The organism is Nocardiopsis sp. NPDC006832 (assembly GCF_040635885.1).
Lineage (GTDB): Bacteria > Actinomycetota > Actinomycetes > Streptosporangiales > Streptosporangiaceae > Nocardiopsis.
Map to the genome: position 1 here is coordinate 113,730 of NZ_JBEYLC010000004.1, position 15,227 is coordinate 128,956.

A 15,227-nucleotide genomic window follows, 5' to 3' on the forward strand; every position below is an offset into this window, starting at 1 on the left:
GGGTGTCAGCGTAGGTGGGAGCGGCGCATTTTGCCTGAGGCGGTGCGGGGGAGTTCGTTGACGAAGTCGATTTTGTGGGGTGTGGCGTGGGGGGCGAAGTGGGTGGCGACCCAGTCGCGTAGTTCGTCGGCGAGTTCGGGGGTGGGGTGGGTGTGGGGTCGCAGGACGATGCGGGCACCGACGAGGTGTCCGGCGATGTCGTCGGGGATGGCGTAGACGCCGACTTCGTCCACGGCCGGGTGGGTGGTCAGGACGGCTTCGACTTCGGTGGGGCCGATGCGGTAGCTGCGGGTGATGATGGCGCCGTCGTCGCGGGTGTTGAAGTGGAGGTTGCCTTGGCGGTCGATGATGCCGGTGTCGCCGGTGAGGTGGTGGGTGTGCTCGGGGTTGTGGCGGATGTCGATGGTGTTGTCGTAGCCGTGGTAGCCCTCGAACCAGTCCAGGGGGCTGGTGGGGTGGTGGATGGCGATGCGTCCGAAGACGCCGGCGGGTGCGGGTTGGTCGTCGATGGGGTCCAGGACGTGGATGTTCCAGCCGGGTAGGGCGGGTCCGATGGCGCCTGGGGGTAGGTGGTGGGTGTGTTCGGGTAGTTCGGGGTCGTTGGGGATGCCGGCGCACCAGCCGAGTTCGGTTTGTCCGTAGTGGTCGCGGATGGGGACGCCGAAGAGGTCGGTGGCCCAGTCGATGACGTCGGGGGCGAGGGGTTCGCCGGCGCTGGCCAGGTTTTGGACGATGATCTCGGGTGGCAGGGTTTTGGTGGCTGCGCGCAGGGTGCGGTAGGTGGTGGGGTCTGAGGCGAAGTTGGTGACTTGGTGTAGGCCGAGGACGTCGAGGGTGAGTTCGGGGTCGAAGAAGCCTGCTCGTAGGGCCAGGGAGTTGTGGCCGGCGAGTAGGGGTGAGATGAGGCCGTGGTAGAGGCCGTAGGCGGAGCCGGGGTCGGCGGTGTTCCAGTAGGTGTCGTGGTCGGTGAGGCCGAGTCCGTGGTGGTGGTAGGCGTGCATGGCGGCCAGGGCGCGGACGGGGACGCGGGCGCCGCGGGGTGGGCCGATGAGGTTGGAGACGTAGAGCAGGGCCAGGGTGGTGTCGGCGGTGGTGGTGGGTGGGGGTGGTGTGGGGTTGGGGTGGGTGGTGAGGGTGGTGAGGGTGTGGTCGCCGGGGCGTAGGGGGTGGGTGCCGGTGGTGGCGATGTGCCAGGTGGGGGGTGTGGGGTGGTGGGGGCCGGGGTCGAGTTTGGTGCGGTATTCGTCTTGGCAGATGACCAGGTGGGCGCCTGAGTCGGTGAGGCGTTGGGTGATGGCGTGGGGGGCCAGGGAGGACAGGAGGGGGACCAGGACCGCTCCTAGGCGCCAGGTGGCCAGGGCGGTGATGGTCAGGTCGATGCCTTTGGGCATGAGGGTGGCGATGCGGTCGCCGGGGTTGATGTCGAGGGTGGCCAGGCCGGCGGCCAGGGCGGTGGAGCGTTGGTGGAGTTCGCCGAAGGTGAGGGTGGTGGCCTCCAGGGTGGGGCCGATTTCGGTGGTGGCGGTGGTGTGGGGGTTGTGGCGTTCGCAGAGGAGGTGGGCCACCGACGTGGTGGGGGTGTGGTAGGTGGCGATCCAGTCGCGTAGGAGTTGCGCCGGGTCCGACATCGGTGGTGTTCCTTGTTCTTCGGGTGGTGGGTGGTGTTTCAACACTATGTGCATCTGTGGGTCGCGTCTCACTGGTGGGTGGGTGCAGGATGTGGTCATGGACAGTGCTCTTGTGGTGGAACGTTTCGGTTTGGGTGAGGATGTTCGGGGGTGGTTGGCGCAGGCTGAGGCGTTGCCGGGTGCGGGGTTGAGTGTGCCGGTGGGTGCTGGGGCGGAGCGGGTGTGGGAGTTGTTCGCTTTGGCCGAGGCCGATCGTGTGGAGGTGGCGGACCTGTGGCCGGGTGAGGGTGATGGCGGTTGGCCGCCGGAGTTGTGGTACTTGGTGGATTTGATGTGTCGGCGATTGTGGGCCGATCGGGATCTGCCGATGGGGGAGTGGCGTCCTTGGCCGAAGTTGGTGGAGGTGGAGGACGCGCGGGTGCGGATGGCGTCGCTGGTGGCGTTCGCCGCGATGGTGCCCGAGCAGTTCGCCCGGCATGCCTCGTTGGGGATCGAGGAGTCGGTGACGGTGGCGACGTTGGCGGATGTGGGTGTGCAGGTGGCCCGGTCGCGGTGGTTGTTCGGGCGTTTGAGTGTGGAGACGGCGGCGTGGGTGGCGGCGCAGTTCCGGGGTCGGTTGTATTGGGTGGGCGGGTTGCAGTTGGAGCCGGCTCGTTTGGGTGATCAGGGGCCGGTGACGTGGTATTCGCCGCAGGAGGCGGCGGGGTCGGGTCCGGGGATGGGTGTGGGCGATCCGGTGTTGCGGTTGCACATCCCCACGGGTGGGTTGGATCCGGTTTCGGTGGATGGGGCGTTGGCGCGTGCGCGTGGGTTCGCTCGGGAGCATTTGGGGATGGATCCGGTGGTGGCCACGTGTACGTCGTGGTTGTTGGATCCTTATTGGGGTGAGGTGTTGGGGGAGGGGTCCAACATCGTGCGGTTCCAGCGCAGGTTCACGTTGGTGGGTGAGGGGTCTCCGGGTGAGGGGGATGTGTTCCGGTTCGTGTTCGGGATGGCGCGGGTGGATGTGGGGGCGGCGCCGCGGCGGACCCGGTTGGATCGGGCGGTGGTGGAGCGGTTGGAGTCGGGTGAGGGTTTGAGGGTGTGCACGGGCTGGTTGCCGTTGCCGTGAGGTGTGTGGTGTGGGGGTCGCCTGGTGTGGGTGGCCCCCTTTTTTCTTTGTGCTTGGGGGTTGTGGGTCGGGGCATTTGGCCGCCGCCAATGATGGGAGCCCTGGGCGGGTGGTCGGTTCCCTGGTGGGGTTCTTCGACTCGGGTGCGGGGTGGGTCCTGTGGGGTGTGGTCCTTAGGGATGTTGGATGTGGCCGTCTCGGTGGGAGGGCTGTGTGGCGGAAGGTGGGGGCTTTGTTGTGCGCGGAGGGGTTCGTCCGGGTGTTGTCCACCGGTACCTCCGATGCCGAGGGCGCTGACGGGAGGATGCTGCCGGAGCTGGGCGTGCTGGAGCTTTCGGAGCGAGTGGTCGGGCCGGGGCGGGCGTTGTTGTCGGGTCGGGTGATGGGGTTTGGGCGCCGAGGTGGGTGTGTGTCGGTGGTCGTGGGGAGGCCCGCGACCATTCAACTTGACATAATGTGCATTATCGGCGTTTTGGGGAGGCCTGTGGGGAAGGGGTTCTTGTGTCTGTGTGGGTGTGAGGGAACGCGGCGTGGGCCGGCTGTGCGTCCGTCGAGGTGGGTCTTGTGGCGGGCTGGTGTGTGGTGCTGAGCGCGGTGGGTCGTCCACGGGTCGGCGAGCTCGGGCCGGCGTCGAGGGGTGTTGTCGGGTGATCGTCGATTCGGGGGCGTCGTGTGTGCCTGATGGTCGAGCGTGATGCCCCGAGTTCGAGCTTGGCGCACGTGTGGGTGTTCGGGCAAGTCGTTGGTCTGTGGCCTGTGGACGACGGCGTTGTCCGGTGTGTGGGTCGCGCAAGGGTCGTCGGCGGCTTGCGTCCTGATGCTCACCCGGAGTGGCCTGGGTGTTCGTGCGCTGCGGCCCCGACCGCACCCTCGCCGGCACGGGTGAGCGCTCGGGGCCGTGGGTCTCCCCGTTCGTGGCTTGGGCCGGTGGTGGGTGGTTCCGGGTGACCACTCTCGCTGGGCGATATCTCCATGTTTCATGCATAAACGGTGTTATGCATCATTTTGAGGTGTTTTGGCGACACATGACCGTTTTAGCGTGCGAGTGACGAAGGGGCATAGCAGGCACTGCACGCCCCCTCTTGCCTTGTGGTCGGGCAGGCGCCGGCGCCACTCCCCTCTACTCCCCATGCCTTCGAACAGATGTGCGCCTGGCTGATGGGGGCCGGCCTCCTCGCGTAGGCACGAACCATCGCCCCTTCTCCCCCGCCTCGGCGGCCCAAGAGCCGGCATCCGCCCGTATTTCGACTGAATGCGCAGGGCCGGTCGGGTGAATACACGCCCCCGCTCCCCCGGCGCCGGCGCTCACAACCCCAGGGCGGCACGCACCTGAGGGTGTTCGAACGTACGTACACACCAGGCGAAGTGGCCGTCCTCGCCCCGCTCCGAATAGGCGTTGGCGCCCGCCAGCCCATAGGCGGCCCGATACACCAGCGCGCGCTCGCGCTCGATGCCCGACTCCCCCACCCATCGGGCCAACAGGGTCTGGTCGAACTCGCGGGCTCGGGGCCCGTACATGTCGTAGAACCCGGCGGCGGTGGCGGTGTCGAACAGCGGATCGCCCGCCGTGGTGTGAAAACCCCAGTCCAGTACCGCGGTGGGCTCGCCTTGGGGGGTGGCCAGGATGTTGGGCGGGCACAGGTCGCCGTGCACGATGCGCGCGGGTGGGTCGGGGATGCGGTGCAGGCGTTGGGTCAGTGCGCCCAGCAGGGTGTCCAGGTCGGGAAGGGCGGCGCGCAGGGAGGGGGCGAAGCGCCTGGTGCGGCGTTGGACCAGGGCGGCCAGGGCCTGGCCCCACATGGTGTGGCCCTCCCAGAGGGGGCGGGTCTCGTCCAGGACCGGTAGGGCTCGGGTGGCGGCTCCGGCGTGTGTGCGGGCCAGGGCGGCCAGGACGTCGGTGAAGGTGTTCTGGGCTTGGGCGTGGGTGAGGGTGCCTTGGGTGAGCAGGGTGTCCAGGGCGGTTCCTCTCAGGTGGGGTTCGATGGTGATGGTGGTGTCGTGGTGGTGGCGGATGTGGAGGATGCGGGGGGTGGCGAAGGGTGGGTGTTGGGCGGCGAGTTCGTCGTAGAAGGCTTGGAGGGGCAGCAGGTCGGTGCTGGTGCGGGTGTGCCAGGCCTTGGCGATGAGGTCGTCGCCCAGGGGGCCCGGGCCCAGGTGGTGGACGGTGCCTTCCATGCCTTGGCCGAGGGGGCGGGTGTGGTGGTGGCCCCATTGGGCGTAGGTGGTCTTTGTGGTCATGGTGGGGATCAGGTTAGTTCCTGTGTTCGGGGGCCGTGGGTGTGCGCCGCTCCCCCGGTATGGAAGGGGATCGGGGGCCCTCGCCGTTCGGGGTGGGTGGTGCGCGCACACCGGTGCCGAAGCGGGCAGGATGTGGGGTATGAGTGGCGATGCTGTGTTGGTGGAGCAGGCGATCGAGCGGTATTTGGTGGCGCGGCGGGCCGCCAAGCCCTCGCCGCACACGGTGGCGGCCTACCGGCGGGATCTGGTGGCGGTGTCGGGGTGTGCGGCGCGGGTGTTGGGGTGTGGTGTCGATGGGGTGGTGTTGGGGTCGTTGACCTCGCAGGTGTTGCGGGAGGCGTTCGCGGATTTCGCCGAGGAGCGGGCGGCTTCGAGTGTGTTGCGGGCGTGGTCGACGTGGAACGGGTTCTTTTCGTTCTGGGTGGCCGAGCAGGTGGTGGCGGGTAATCCGATGTCGGCGGTGCCGCGGCCGCGGGTGCGTCCTTCGACTCCCAAGCCGTTGATGGGTGAGGACACCCCGGAGCGGTTGTTGGAGGCGTTGGCGCGGGGTGCGCGTCGGGCGCGGGATCCGTGGCCGGAGCGGGATCTGGCGGTGTTGGCGTTGGCGTTGTTGACGGGGATGCGGTCGGCGGAGATGTTGTCGCTTCGGGTGGAGTCGTTGGGTGGGCGCCCTGGGGAGCGGCGGATTCGGGTGGTGGGCAAGGGGGGTGGGGAGCGGGTGTTGCCGATCGAGGTGCCGTTGGAGGCGTTGTTGGAGGCGTATTTGGTTTCGCGGCGGGCGAGGTTCGATGGTCCGGTGCGGGGGTCGGACGCGTTGTTGGTGGACAACCGGGGTCAGGGGTTGCGTCGGGGTGGGTTGCAGTACTTGGTGAAGCAGTGTTATCGGCATGCGGGTGTGCATGATCGGGTGGCGCGGGGGACGTTGGTGCACGCGTTGCGGCACACGTTCGCTACGAGGTTGGCCGAGGACGGGGCCTCGGTCACCGAGATCATGCATTTGTTGGGGCATGCGTCGGTGACGTCGTCGCAGGCCTATATCGAGGTGACGTCCAGGGCCCAGCGGGAGGCCGCCGGGTCCAATCGCACCTATGGGGTGTTGCGGAGGTTGGCTCAGGAGGGGGCTTGAGGGGGTGGCGTGGTGGCTACTCTGTTGGGCGTGAACGAGTCGAGTTTTGTTGTGTCCAGTGTGAACGTGAACGGGTTGCGTGCGGCCTCCAGGAAGGATCCTGGGTTCGTGTCGTGGTTGGGGGCCACGGAGGCGGACGTGGTGTGTTTGCAGGAGACGCGTGCCGAGGCCGATCAGTTGCCGGCTCATGTGGTGGAGCCGGATGGGTGGCATGTGGTGTTGTGTCCTGCGGTGGCCAAGGGTCGTGCGGGGGTGGCGATCTATTCGCGGGTGGTGCCCGATGCGGTGCGGGTGGGTTTTCCGGGCACGGAGTTCGAGGACGCGGGCCGGTATGTGGAGGCTGATTTCGGTTCGGTGACGGTGGCGAGTTTGTATCTGCCCTCGGGTGAGGTGGGTACGCCGCGTCAGGAGGAGAAGGAGCGTTTCATGGAGATGTTCCTGCCCTTTTTGGTGGAGCGGCGGGCGGAGGTCGAGGCGTCGGGGCGTGGGTTGGTGGTGTGCGGGGATTGGAATATCGCGCACACTGAGGCGGATTTGAAGAATTGGCGGGGGAATCGGAAGAATTCTGGGTTCTTGCCGCAGGAGCGTGCTTGGTTGTCGCGGGTTTTCGATGAGGCGGGGTATGTGGACGTTGTGCGTTCGTTCTTCCCTGACCAGGAGGGCCCGTATTCGTGGTGGTCGTATCGGGGTCGGGCCTTTGACAATGACACCGGGTGGCGGATCGATCTTCAGGTGGCCACGCCGGGTTTGGCGGGTGGGGCACGTGAGGGTGTGGTGGAGCGTTATCCCTCGCGTGAGGAGCGTTGGTCCGATCACGCGCCGGTGACGGTGCGTTACGCGGTACGGGGATGAAGGGGGGTTCGGTGATGGGTGTGCCGATCGTGTTGGTGCACGGGTTGCGGTTGTCGTCGAGTATGTGGCGGCCGCAGTTGGAGTTGTTGCGTGCGCAAGGGCGCACGGTGGTGGCACCGGATCTGCCCGGGCACGGGTCGCGGCGGGGTGAGGAGTTCTCGCTGGGGCGTGCGGTGGACACCGTTTCGGAGGCCATCGATGAGGTGGGTGGTGGTGCCTTGTTGGTGGGTTTGAGTTTGGGTGGGTTCGTTTCGATCGCCACGGCGGGGGTGCTGGGGCCGGGTCGGGTGGCGGGGTTGGTGGCGGCCAGTTGCACGGCCAAGCCGGCGCAGTCGCTTGCGCAGGTGTATCGGATTCCGGCGGCGTTGATGGATCGGTTGCCCGATAAGGGGGCCACGCTCAATGAGCGTTTTCATCGGTTGACGTTGCGTGATGGTGCGGTCGATGCGGTGTTGGATGGTGGGTTGGCGGTGGAGGCGGCCACGGCGGTGATCGATGAGATCTCTGATATGGACGCGATCGCGGCGTTGCGTGCTTATGAGGGTCCGGTGTGGTTGATCAATGGGGCGCGTGATCATTTCCGGATCCATGAGAAGCAGTTCTTTGATGCTTGTGGTGATGGGCGGTTGGTGAACGTTCCGCGGGCCGGTCACATGGTGAGTTTGGATCAGCCGGTGAATTTCTCGCGGATCGTGGGAGATGCGGCCGATGTGGTCTCGGTCGGGCAGGGGCGTTCGGTGGTGGAGGCGGGCACCGAGGAGCGTGCTCGGGCGCAGGCCGAGCAGGAGCGCGCGGAGCTGGAGTCCGACGGGATGTGAGGTGTGGGGGCGCGGGGGTGCGGGGGTGTGGGCCCGGGTGGGTCCACTCCCCCGTTCTTTTGTGTGTTCAGGTGCGGTGGGCGGGGTCGTCGTTGGAGGTGCGTTGGCGTGGTGGGCTGAACAGGGCCGCGGGCCTTGGGCGCTCGGGTAGGCGGAAGAAGATCATGGGGTTGTGGGTGGACTCGTGTACGGGGGTGTGCAGGTCGAGTTCGTCTTTGAGGTCGCTCAGGGCCCGGTGGTGGTGGGGTGCGCGGGCGGCCGAGGCGGTGAAGTAGTCGGTGGTGTTGTCGGCGAGCCATTTGAGGACGACGGCGCCTTCGGTGAAGGGCAGGGCGTAGCGCTGGTGGAAGACGTCGTGGACGCTGATGGGGATGTGGGCGGGCAGGGTGGGCAGTAGGTGGTGGATGTACCAGCGGGCGAACCAGCCGTTGTGTGCGGCGTCCAGGAACAGGTAGTCGGTGCGGGCGGGCATGTGGGTGATCTTGGCGCGTACGTCGCCTTGGGTGAAGGTCCAGCGGTCTTGGGTCAGGTCTTGGGGTACGTGGCGGGTGGCGTGGTCGACGATGTCGAAGGAGTGCAGGTGCCCGGTGCCGTTGTCGCGTAGGGCGGACAGGATCCAGGTGGTGGACCAGCCGTAGTAGGTGCCGATCTCTACGACGTTGGCGGGGCGGTGGTGGCGTAGGAGCAGGTAGGTGATCTCTGCTTCGAGGTCGTCGAGTTGGGGGGTCATGGTGGGGTCGGCCTGTTGGTGGTGGCGGCGCAGTTGGTCGCGTACGCGGGCCAGGTCGTGGTGGTGTGTTCGGTACAGGTGGGTGATGAGGTCGAGGTCGATGGCCGCTGGTGTGGTCATGGTGGTCTCCCCCGGTGATGTGCTGCCCTTTTGAGTGCCGAACGTAGCAGTGTTGTTACTTTCTGTTGGTGGTGGTGTGGGGTGTGTCGTGTTCTCAGGTGGGTCGGGCGGGTTGGATGAGGCCGGAGTCGTAGGCGGCGATGACGGCTTGGGCGCGGTCGCGTACGCCGAGTTCGGTCAGGGTGTTGGACACGTGGGTTTTGATGGTTTGTAGGCCCAGGTACGGGTGTGCGGCGATTTCGGTGTTGGTGAGGCCTTGTGCGATGAGGGTGAGGGTCGAAGCGGCGCGGTGAGGTGGCCCATGGTGGGGATGGTTGCACAGGGGGCGGGTGTGCGCCTCCCTCTTGGGGGTGATGGCGGGGGGAGACGGGATCGTGGTGGTGGGTTCGTTGGTCGTTGGGCGCGGGGTTTGGGGGAAGGGTGGTGATCCTTTCGTCCTATGGTGGGGCGTGTGAGAGGCAGTGAGAGATCGTCGCGAGAGACGACACAGGACGAGGACGGGTCGGGGCTGGCGCATTCGCTTCGCCGCCGGCACATGGCTTTGATCGCGATCGGCGGTTCGGTGGGGGCCGGGCTGTTCATCGGTTCGGGTGCGGTGATCCAGACCGCGGGTCCGGCGGCGATCTTGTCCTATGCGTTGGCCGGGGCTTTGGTGTTCTTGACCTTGCGCGCGTTGGGCGAGATGGTCGTGGCGGTGCCGGCGGGTGGGTCTTTTTCCGACTATGCGCGGTTGGCGTTCGGTCCGCGGGCGGGGTTCACCATCGGGTGGGTGTACTGGTGGATGTACGCGGTGTTGGTGGCCGCGGAGTCGGTGGCCGGTGCCACGATCCTTGGGCAATGGGTGGATGTGCCCGGTTGGGCGTTGGCGCTGGTGGTGTTGTTGGCCATGACGGTGGCCAACCTGATCTCGGTGAAGGTGTTCGCTGAGACCGAGTCGTTGTTCTCGCTGGTCAAGGTCGCCACGATTGTGGCGTTCTTGTTGGTGGGCGGGTTGTACGCGTTGGGGTTGTGGAGTGGCTCGGGTGGGTCGTCGGTGGCCAACCTGTGGCAGATCGGTGGGTTCGCTCCCAATGGGTGGGTCGCGGTTCTGGGTGCCACGGTGGTGGTGTTGTTCGCCTTTGGTGGGGTGGAGATCATCACGGTGGCGGCCGGGGAGAGTGATGAGCCCGAGCGTGGGGTGGCCTCGGCGATCACCAATGTGCTCTGGCGGATCGGTCTGTTCTATGTGGCCTCCATCGTGGTGGTGGTGATGGTGGTGCCGTGGAATTCCACGGAGTTGGACCGTAGTCCGTTCGTGGTGGTCATGGAGACCGTGGGTGTTCCGGGTGCGGCGTTGATCATGGAGGTCGTGGTGCTGATCGCGGTGTTGAGTGTGCTCAACGCGGCGATGTACACCTCTTCGCGGATGTTGTTCACGCTCACTCGTCAGGGGGACGCGCCGCGTGTGTTGCGTGGCACCAATCGGCGTGGGGTTCCGGTGCGGGCGATTCTGTTGGGCACCGTGGTGGGGTATGCGGCGGTGGTGGCCGACTATTTGTTCCCGGGTCGGGTGTTCGGGTTCTTGGTGGCCTCCATCGGGGCGATCCTGTTGGTGTTGTTCTTGGTGATCTGTGCTTCGCAGTTGGTGTTGGGTGCTCGGGTGCGTCGTAACGCTCCTGAGCGGTTGACGTTGCGGATGTGGGGTTTTCCGTATCTGACGTGGGCGACGTTGTTGGGGTTGGGGGCGGTCTTCGTGTCCATGGCGGCGTTGCCCGAGCACCGTCAGGCGTTGTGGGCGTCGGTGGGTGCGGTCGTGGTCGCGGTGTTGGTGTATGAGGTGCGTCGTCGGTTGGGTCCTGAGCCCAGTCGTCGGGTGTTGGGTGTGCCGGGTCGGGCGAGGCCGGAGGAGTTGGACGCGCTCGTGGGTCCGGGTTCGGTGTCTCGTGCGGGGTCCGGTTCGAGCGGGGGTGAGTCCTCTGAGTCGGAGTGATCGCGCTCACGGTGGGTGATTGTTCGGTTGTGGTGGCGTTCTGCCCTTGGGGGTGGGACGCCACCGTTGTTGTGGGGCCAGGGGTGTGGGGGTGTCGTCGCTGGTGAGGGGTCTTTGACGGCGGGGTGGGTGGTTTGTCCGGGTGGGGGGCGAGGGTGCCTTGGTCGGTTTTTGTCGCTATCGTGCTGCCAACCCCTGAGAGGAGCACCCCCGTGCGACATTTCGTCGGCTTCCTGTCGGGCCTTATTTTGGGCCCGGTCCTGCTGCTGGTGTGCGGCTGGGCCTTCGCGCATCTGCGGGGCCTGTACGCCGCCGACCTGAGTGTGCTGTCGGGCACCGGACCGGTCGCTCTGGCCGGGTTGGTGGGCGTGGGGCTCCTGCTGGCCCTGGTGGCCGTGCCCCCGCGTTTGACCCCGATGTTGCCCTTCGGTGCGGCCCTGGTGTTGGCCGGGTTGAGCGTGCTCTCCCTGGTGCGCCCGCACCTGGTGGAGCGTTTGCCCGTGGTTCCGGGCAGTGAGGGCGCCTTGGCGCTGCTGCCCTTGGGCGTGTTCGTCCCCTTGGCGCTGGTGTTGTTCGCCCCGTTGTTCGTGGGCGGTCGCTGGGTGCGCTCGGATGAGGACGGTCTCAGCAAGGAGGAGTACTTCGAGGGGCTCTATGAGGACGGTGAGGGTCGCTCCGATCGGCGCAGTGCGCTGCGTTCGGAGCCGGTCGCGGCCGTGCATGAGCCTCGGCACCGCCTGGAGGACGACTGAGAGGAGTCCTGGCCCCCGCCCCACGATTCTTGCGGCCCTCGCATCCGATCTTCTCGGGTGCGGGGGCCGCGGGTCCTCTCAGCGCCAGGTGGGTCCCCACCCCTTGGAGTGGGAGACTCCGGGCGGTAGTGGTGGCAGGTCCGGTCCGGTGGTGGGGCGCTGGGGCTCGGGCGCGGGCCGGGGCGCCTCGGGTTCGGGTTCGGGGTCTGCTTCGACGTCGGTCGGGGCCGGCTCGGGGTCTTGGCCCGCTCGCTCGTCCTGGTCGGCCTGCACGTCCTGGGGCTCGGGCGTGGGCGTGTCGGTGACCTGGGGTGGGGGCACGAAGCCGCGCACCCGACCGGCGGATTCGGTGTCGGGTTCCAGCACGAGTGGTTGGGGCAGGGGTGGTTCACCCTGATCAGGGGTGTGTGAGGGCAGGGTCTCGGCCGGGGCGACGCGCTTCCACCACAGGAGTGCCTCCTCGGGCTCCAGTTCGGAGTCCACTTCCAGCCAGCCGCTCACCTGGGGGTGGCGACGTTCGGCGTTCCAGGAGCGGGGGTAGGGCTGTTCGTCCAAGATGATGACGTGTTCGCCGTCGATCCTGGGGATCTCCGCGGGTAGGCCCTCGTTCCACACCCAGGAGCCGTCGTGGGCCACCAGGTTCCACCAGCCCCACACGGTTTGGGCTTGGGGGTCGGTCTCCGCGGAGCGGTAGGCGGCGGCCCAGCGCGGGTCGGGGGGTGTTCCCGCCAGGCCTTGGGCGTTGGGGCCGATGAGGGCGGCGGCGAGCAGGGTGTGGAGTTGGAAGTTGTCGCCGATGCCGTCGAAGAGGACACGGAAGGCCCGGTGTGAGGCGCGGTCCATGATCAGGGCGGAGGTGGCCTCTGCCATGCGCAGCAGGGTGCGCACCTCGTCGAATTCGTAGAGTTGGTCGCTGAGCTGGTTGGTGATGGCCACCAGTTGGACGTGCAGGATGGGGTCGCGGCGCAGGTGGGAGCGTACCTCGGGGTGGCTGAGCATGGTTTTGCCGGCCAGGCCCAGGCGGCGGCTGGTCCACCAGCACATGGTGGCGGCGGGGGCGTCGTTGCCCAGGTGTGCGGCCACGCGTGCTTCGGCGTCGGCGGTGACGTGGTCGGGGTCGGGTGGGGTGCCGCCGCCGGTGCGGTCCCAGGCGTCCAGGAAGGCGACGGCGCCGTTGCCCATGGTGCGCAGTAGGTGGAGGATTTCGATGCCGGCGGGGCCGGGGTCGGTGTCCATTTCGACCAGGGCGCCGGCGACGACGGCCAGGTCGGCCAGGACTCCGGGGGCGGCGTGTTCGCCGGCGAGCAGGGGGGTGAGGGCTTCCAGGGCCAGTTCCCGTTCGGAGGCGGGGATTTGGGAGGCCAGGAGGTAGACCTTGTGGACGGCCGGTGGGAAGCGGTGGGGGTCTGTGGCGACGGATGCGTCGATCAGTTCTTGGAATGCGGTGCGAAACTCGTCGACCATGGCTACGTCCCCTTTCTCACGCAACCAACCTAATGTTTCATCAGGGAAGGATCGCACGTTAACGGGCTATTTCGGGTGTTATTGGTGGGTTTGTTGGTGATTCGAGATGGGGTCCTCACAGCCCCAGTCGGGTGACGGCGTTGTCGTCCAGGGGGTTGGCGGTGCGGATGTAGTCGTGCACCGTGGCCGGGTTGGTCCATCTGCCCTGGCGCATGATCTCGCGGTCGGCGGCCCCGCTCAGGGCGGCCTGGGTGGCGAACCCGGCGCGCAGGGAGTGCCCACCGAAGTCGTCCGGATCCAGTCCGGCGCGCTGGGCGTAGCGTTTGACCAGGTCGCCCACGGCGCGTGGGGACATGGAGCGCTCACCGATACGGCCGTGGCGGTCCACCGAGGGCAGCAGCGGGCGACCGGTGCCATCGGCCAGGTCCAGTTTTTCGAGGGTGGTGCAGCTGTGGGCGGTGGGCTCGGGTGCGCCTTGTAGCCCTTGCAGGTGGGAGCGAAGGGCGTGGGCGCCGTGGGTGGCGTGCACGCGCACCAGGTGTGACCAGTCGGTCAGCGCGCATACGCAGCAGGTGGTGCGGCGCCGCCCTTGGGGTAGGGCCACCTGTTGGTGTTTGCGTCCCTCTTGGTCGGTCTTGGTGGTGTGCAGGGCCACCACCACGGTGGGGGCGCCGGTGGTGGGGTCGGTGGCCAGGGTGAGGTCGTCGAAGGTGAGCGCGGCCAGTTCGGAGCGGCGCAGTGCTCCGGCGAACCCGGTCAGGAGCAGTAGGGCGTCGCGGCGTCGGGCCACTCCCCCGGGGTGGCCTTCGGCCGGGCGTGCGGCCAGTAGCCCTTCCAGGGTGGACAGGATGACGGGGGCCTTGCGGCGCGGGCGCCTTTTGCGGGTGCGGCGGATGCCGCGCAGGGTCATGCGTACGACTTCGGCGCGGGTGGGTGAGTCCAGGCCGTGGGCGCCGTGGACGGCGGCGATGGCCGCGGCTCGTCGCTCCAGGGTGGAGGGGGCCAGGGCCCAGTCGGTGTCGTCGGGGGTGCGGGCGCGGGCGCACACGGCCAGGTAGACGGCCACGTCGGTGGGGTCGGCGGGCAGGGAGGTGCGGCCCTCGGCCAGGCACCAGGCGCAAAAGGAGGTCCAGTCGGCGCGGTAGGCGCGCAGGGTGGCCGGGGATTGGGCGCCGGCCAGGAAGGTGCCCAGCAGGTGGGCCTGGTCGGCGTCGAAGCGTTCGCGTACGCGTTCCAGGGCGCGGGTGTCCACGAGTACGCCGTGGTCGTGGTGGCGCAGGCGGCTGCGTACGGTGACGGGGAGTGCGCCGTCGGTGTCGATGGTGGGTGCTTGGGTGGTGTCCACGTGTTCCATTGTGGCCGGTGGTGGTTCGGGGTCGTGTCAGGCGTGGCCGGGTGGGAGGGGTTTCAGCCGAACAGGTGGGCGCTCAGGGCGTCCCAGATCTCGGTGGGCGGGGAGACCAGGAACAGCAGGGTCAGGGATAGGGCCAGGGCCACGGCGAAGCACAGGGCGGCCATCTTGCGGCGCGTGAGCAGGGCCAGGGTGGTGCCCAGTGCGGGTATCCCCCAGGCCATGATCAGTAGCCATACCAGGGCGTTGCCCATGGCGCGCACGGCTTGGCGTTGTTGTTCGGCCATCAGTTGGGCGGCCGTTTCGGGGTCGTCCATGCGGGGGTCGCCGGGGGCCGGGTCCGTGCCCAGTCCGGCGAAGAGCAGTCCGGCCAGGGCCAGGGGTGTGCCCAGGGCCCAGGCGATCCACAGGATCACCCACAGGGCGGTGAGGCGCCGGTCGGGTGGGGAGCCCACCACCACGGGGGTGCGTTTGAGGGTGCGTTTTTCGGGTGTGGTGCCCGCGGGGACGCGTCCTTGTTCGGCCTCCCCCGCCGGGGTGGTGGCCGGTTGTTCCTGGGGTTTGCGGCGTTTGCGCTTCTTGGGTGACACGGGCCGGAGCCTACCCGGCCATGCCCAGCAGGTGAACGACCACCACGAACACCACCGGCCAGGCCAGTAGGGCCAGGGACCACAGGGCGGCGCGGCGGTCGCCGGCGACGGTGGCCACGGCGGCGGCCAGGAAGGGCAGGCCGACGGCGGCGCCGAAGGCCAGGGTGAACCATTCGGCGGCCGATCCGGCGTGGGCTTGGGCGTCCAGCCCCATCAGGTATCCCAGGGGGCCAAGGGTCAGGGCGAGCAGGGCCAGGATGGCGATGACGACGCGGATCCCGGTGGGGTGGCGGGTGTTGCGGCCGCCCTCGGGGGCGGAGGGTCGTTCAGACACGGGGGCCGTTCGGCCTTTCGACAAATGCGGGTGGTGGTCCGGGTCAGGGGCGCGCGGCGTCGCGGCCCGCGGGCATACCGGGTACCCGTCACGGGGGTGAGCCGGGGTCGTGGTGTGCCATCTAAAACGTACTCCACCAGGGAT

At 68.0% G+C, this 15,227-nt stretch carries 13 protein-coding genes and 1 pseudogene; 6 read left to right on the forward strand and 8 right to left on the reverse strand.

The genetic code is table 11. The annotated features are described in order from the left end of the window. Window positions 1-5: 5 nt before the first annotated feature. Window positions 6-1,628 (reverse strand): AMP-binding protein, encoded by a 1,623-nt coding sequence (locus ABZ717_RS03315; protein ID WP_358504836.1) that lies wholly within the window; start codon window positions 1,626-1,628, stop codon window positions 6-8. A 97-nt stretch (window positions 1,629-1,725) separates the two neighbouring features. Between ABZ717_RS03315 and ABZ717_RS03320 the strand changes: the two genes are divergently transcribed. After that, on the forward strand, window positions 1,726-2,739 hold the full coding sequence (locus ABZ717_RS03320; RefSeq protein WP_358504839.1) for an acyltransferase domain-containing protein: 1,014 nt from the start codon (window positions 1,726-1,728) through the stop codon (window positions 2,737-2,739). A gap of 1,305 nt (window positions 2,740-4,044) precedes the next feature. Here ABZ717_RS03320 and ABZ717_RS03325 read toward each other — a convergent pair. After that, window positions 4,045-4,977, reverse strand: coding sequence for a phosphotransferase (locus tag ABZ717_RS03325; protein ID WP_358504842.1), 933 nt, complete (start codon window positions 4,975-4,977; stop codon window positions 4,045-4,047). A gap of 139 nt (window positions 4,978-5,116) precedes the next feature. Between ABZ717_RS03325 and ABZ717_RS03330 the strand changes: the two genes are divergently transcribed. Genes ABZ717_RS03330 through ABZ717_RS03340 form a run of 3 tightly spaced genes read left to right on the forward strand, consistent with a single transcriptional unit; the run spans window position 5,117 to window position 7,773 of the window. Next, window positions 5,117-6,103 carry a tyrosine-type recombinase/integrase gene (locus ABZ717_RS03330; RefSeq protein WP_358504845.1) on the forward strand — a complete coding sequence of 329 codons (987 nt, stop codon included), beginning with the start codon at window positions 5,117-5,119 and terminating at the stop codon, window positions 6,101-6,103. 30 nt (window positions 6,104-6,133) lie between these two features. Then, entirely contained in the window at window positions 6,134-6,955 is an 822-nt protein-coding gene (locus tag ABZ717_RS03335; RefSeq protein ID WP_358504849.1) for an exodeoxyribonuclease III, read from the forward strand. A 14-nt stretch (window positions 6,956-6,969) separates the two neighbouring features. Then, window positions 6,970-7,773 carry an alpha/beta hydrolase gene (locus tag ABZ717_RS03340; RefSeq protein WP_358504852.1) on the forward strand — a complete coding sequence of 268 codons (804 nt, stop codon included), beginning with the start codon at window positions 6,970-6,972 and terminating at the stop codon, window positions 7,771-7,773. Window positions 7,774-7,840: 67 nt separating this feature from the next. Here ABZ717_RS03340 and ABZ717_RS03345 read toward each other — a convergent pair whose 3' ends face one another. Then, window positions 7,841-8,623 (reverse strand): class I SAM-dependent methyltransferase, encoded by a 783-nt coding sequence (locus ABZ717_RS03345; RefSeq protein ID WP_358504855.1) that lies wholly within the window; start codon window positions 8,621-8,623, stop codon window positions 7,841-7,843. 94 nt (window positions 8,624-8,717) lie between these two features. Then, window positions 8,718-8,900, reverse strand: a pseudogene (locus ABZ717_RS03350) (LuxR C-terminal-related transcriptional regulator); the annotation flags it as partial. Window positions 8,901-9,158: 258 nt separating this feature from the next. Here ABZ717_RS03350 and ABZ717_RS03355 point away from each other — a divergent pair. Both ABZ717_RS03355 and ABZ717_RS03360 read left to right on the forward strand, forming a co-directional pair. After that, complete coding sequence (locus ABZ717_RS03355) at window positions 9,159-10,592, forward strand: amino acid permease (protein ID WP_358504858.1); 1,434 nt, start codon at window positions 9,159-9,161, stop codon at window positions 10,590-10,592. A gap of 212 nt (window positions 10,593-10,804) precedes the next feature. Further along, window positions 10,805-11,344 (forward strand): hypothetical protein, encoded by a 540-nt coding sequence (locus ABZ717_RS03360; RefSeq protein ID WP_358504861.1) that lies wholly within the window; start codon window positions 10,805-10,807, stop codon window positions 11,342-11,344. A gap of 78 nt (window positions 11,345-11,422) precedes the next feature. On the opposite strand, the gene ABZ717_RS03365 is transcribed toward ABZ717_RS03360, so the two are convergent. The 4 genes from ABZ717_RS03365 to ABZ717_RS03380 form a co-directional block, all read right to left on the reverse strand. Next, window positions 11,423-12,808, reverse strand: a complete 1,386-nt coding sequence (locus tag ABZ717_RS03365) for a hypothetical protein (RefSeq protein WP_358504864.1) — start codon at window positions 12,806-12,808, stop codon at window positions 11,423-11,425. Window positions 12,809-12,923: 115 nt separating this feature from the next. Next, complete coding sequence (locus tag ABZ717_RS03370) at window positions 12,924-14,162, reverse strand: site-specific integrase (protein ID WP_358504866.1); 1,239 nt, start codon at window positions 14,160-14,162, stop codon at window positions 12,924-12,926. Between the two features lie 53 nt (window positions 14,163-14,215). Then, a complete protein-coding gene (locus ABZ717_RS03375) occupies window positions 14,216-14,749 on the reverse strand; it encodes a hypothetical protein (RefSeq protein ID WP_358504868.1) in 534 nt (177 codons plus the stop codon). A 10-nt stretch (window positions 14,750-14,759) separates the two neighbouring features. Next, complete coding sequence (locus ABZ717_RS03380; protein WP_358504870.1) at window positions 14,760-15,083, reverse strand: hypothetical protein; 324 nt, start codon at window positions 15,081-15,083, stop codon at window positions 14,760-14,762. Window positions 15,084-15,227: the final 144 nt, after the last annotated feature.